Origin of the sequence: Bartonella sp. AA16NXGY, assembly GCF_042197325.1 — a bacterium.
Classification (GTDB): domain Bacteria; phylum Pseudomonadota; class Alphaproteobacteria; order Rhizobiales; family Rhizobiaceae; genus Bartonella.
On record NZ_JBHIRR010000002.1, the window covers coordinates 267346 to 270961 of the forward strand.

Sequence of the window (3616 nt, forward strand, 5' to 3'; positions counted from 1 at the left end):
GTGAATAGTCATCTCACGAATGTGGTCAATAATTTTACACAAAAAATCAATGATATTACACAAGAAGTCAAAGGGGACGCCTTGTTGTGGAACGGTGATGAGCAGGCATTTGTAGCACAGCATGGAGCAGACAAAGAAAATAGCAAAATTAAGTTTCTTGCCAATGGAGATATTTCTGCTAATTCAACCGATGCTATAAATGGTTCGCAACTTTATTTGATGAGTAATCAGCTTGCTGCATATTTTGGTGGTGGCGCTGGCTATAATAATGGAGAATGGACTGCTCCTACTTTCAAGATAGCACAATTCAAAGCTGACGGGAGCTCTGGTGAAAAGAAGGATTATCATAACGTTGCCAGTGCTTTTGACGGCGTAAGTGAGAGTATGTCTAAGATAAACGACCGTATTCAAAGTGTTGAAAACAATGTCTCGTCCAATGGTTTAAATTGGAATGAGCAGAAAAAAGCTTATGACGCTAGCCATGATGGTCAACCAAGTAAGATTATCAATGTAGCAGATGGTAAAATTGCAGAAGGTTCAAAAGATGCAGTCAATGGTGGACAGCTTTGGGAAACAAACGAACGTATCACTGGCGTTGAAAAAGATATTAAGCATATTGAAAACAGAGTCGACAATATTTCCACTACGGTTACGAATATTGGTGAAACGGTTTTCAATATTGAAGACAGAGTTGATAATATTGAGAACACGGTTAATAATCTTTCTGATGGTGCAGTTAACTATGATAAAGATGCTGATGGTAAAAAAACCAATAAGATCACTCTAAAAGGTGGCAACGAAAGTGAACCTGTTATGATTGATAATGTTGCCAATGGTCGCATTGAACAAGGTTCGAAAGAAGCTGTGAATGGTGGTCAACTACATGATTACACTCAGCAACAGATGAAAATTGTTCTCGATGATGCAAAAAAATATACGGATAGTCGGGTGGATAATATTGTTATTAATGCCATTGATGATGCTGTTGATCGGTCTGACCGATATACAGATATGAAGTTTAATATTTTAAGTTATGATATTAAGAGCGTACGGAAAGAGGCAAGGCAAGCAGCCGCCGTTGGTCTAGCAGTATCCAACCTACGTTACTTTGACGAGCCGGGATCTTTGAGTGTCTCATTTGGTAGCGGCGCATGGCGTGGACAATCCGCATTTGCTCTTGGTGCTGGTTATACATCTGAAAACGGAAAAATCCGCTCTAATCTCTCTGCCACGAGTGCTGGTGGTCATTGGGGCATAGGTGGTGCAATTACTCTGAAAATAAAATAATACGAACAACGAAAATAGAACAAAACATCCACCCTTATTTATTGAAATAAGGGTGGATATTTTTTTTTACAGACGCACAGTATTTATCTAGAGATAAGCATAATATTTGATGAGGCTATAAACTGTGAGGTTTTATAGAAGATTTTCTATATTTTGTTGAAAAAAGATCACAGTAGAATCCATATTGCTAAAAAGCTATATTTTTATGTTGCTATTTTCATGAACAGCCTATAGCTGTATGAAAATGTATATTAGTAAGACTCATTTTGATAAAATAATTCAAAGGGGGGATAAGTAGTGCGTAAAGATAAAAGGTACATCACAGGGCCACGCATATATCATTATATGATATATTAAAAAGAAAAAATCCAACTAAAAAGCCAGTCATCCAAAGAAGAATATATTCCGGACATATTACAATTTCTTTTTACTTTACTTATTATTAATAAAACCATGCTTTCTAATAAAATAAAGTCTATATTTAGGAAAATACATACTAAAACCTAATACAAAGAATTTTATAGTAATCACTACCAAGTAAAAAGTAATATCAAATATACAAGGCCTCTTTTTTAGTTAGGAAAAAACAGCACACTAAAACCCTTAGACTCTAAATGTGTTATCTTTATGTCCACAAAACATAATCAAAAAGACAAGCATTTAGATCTCAATACAGAGAGCACAAACAAAACAAGACTAAAGACTCAAAATGTTCACACTCTAAGCAATGATCCTCTACTCTAAATTCCAAAGGGATCAATAATGCTAAAATGTGTCTTTTTTATGTTTTGGAGGTGTTTCTAAGTTTTTTCATTGGAGAGTTTGTTATGAAAAAATTATATGCCCCACAAGCAGCGAGTGAATTAAAACGTTCTCGTTTTTCTTTTGTTAAAGTTCTTTCGTTGGCTACAGCGGCTACATTCTTATCGAATGTTACGCCTGTTTTTTCAGCAAATCCTGATTTTAGAAACACGTTTCTTGAGGGTGTAAAAAGTGCCGGTGTGTCTTATCCACAAAGCCTTCTCTCTGTTGCTGGTTTGAATGCTTCTGAAGATTACGCAAATTTTTTAACCAAAACCCTTTCTGGTAAGAGCGATAAGAGTTCTATCGTAAATGTTCTTGCGGACGATAGCAAAAATTTATTGGTCAGAACCCTAGGTACAGACGAGCAATATAAAAAGTCTCTCATTAGTCCACGGTCGCTTGTTCGTGATAGCTCTACAGCCCAACAGTTTGCAGGGAATAATGAGAATGCAATCCCTGTTAATGTTTCTGACCTTTTGCGGGGCGGAACTGCAGGAATGCAACGTTCTCAAAATAACAATATTATTTTGGGTAGTGGGATTAATTATACAAACAGCAAGTGGGGTGTTTTTATTGGTGACGATGTGGTTGGTAGTGTTGATGGGAGAGGTGTATACGGTTCTGTTGCTATCGGGTACAGAGCAAAAGCTGGTAATGGTTGGAGTACTGTTATTGGTTATATGGCAGAGTCACCTAAGGCCGTGTATGGTACTGTTGTTTTGGGGCGGGGGGCAAAAACGGAAGGTGTTTATAGCATTGCAATCGGTGGTGTTGGAGCTAGTCCTGGATCTAAAGAACAGGATATTGATGAAAAAAATAGAGTACTTGCAACTGGTGATTATGCAATGGCTCTTGGTTATGGCGCGAAGAATTATGCAGAAAAGGGGATTGTTCTTGGTTACAATGCATCTGTAACAAAGGAGGCGCTGTATAGTATTGCTATGGGTAATCAGGCAAGTGGAATAGGTGAATCTAGTATTGCTATAGGTTCCATGTCTTACGCTTTTGCTCCAAGCAGTATCGCAATAGGTGCCAGTTCTATAGTTTCTGTACAAGGTGGTGTTGCTATAGGAAGTAATGTTATCGCTGATAGGGCTCTAGGTCTTCCAGGATATGCTTCTTCGCTGCAGGGGGCGACAAAAAGCACTGAAGCGCAATGGAAAAGTACGCAGGGTGCCGTTAGTGTTGGTAGCAAAAGTACGGGCGTGACGCGGCAGATTATAGGTGTAGCAGCTGGTAGTGACCCTACTGATGCAGTAAATGTTGTACAGTTAAAAGACTTAGAAAGTGTCGTGAGAAATGGCGGTTGGAAACTATCTGTTGGGGGTAAGGATGGTAAGAGCGTTATCATGGACAGCGCGGTAGATTTTTCCGCTGGAAGTACAAATCTTACGATTACAAAAGGCAAAGATGACAATAATATAAAATTTGATCTAGCTAAGGAAATCGCAGTCAATAAAGTAACTGCAGGAAGCAGTACCTTAGACGCAACGGGCTTAGTGATTACAGGTGGACCGAAAATAAT

1 protein-coding gene and 1 pseudogene are annotated in these 3616 nt (G+C 38.2%); both read left to right on the forward strand.

The genetic code is table 11. The annotated features are described in order from the left end of the window. The coding region (locus tag ACFINK_RS02400) for a Vomp family autotransporter (RefSeq protein ID WP_375638178.1) at positions 1–1287 on the forward strand (1287 nt) is incomplete at its 5' end. A gap of 827 nt (positions 1288–2114) precedes the next feature. After that, positions 2115–3616: pseudogene (locus ACFINK_RS02405) on the forward strand (hypothetical protein); the annotation flags it as partial.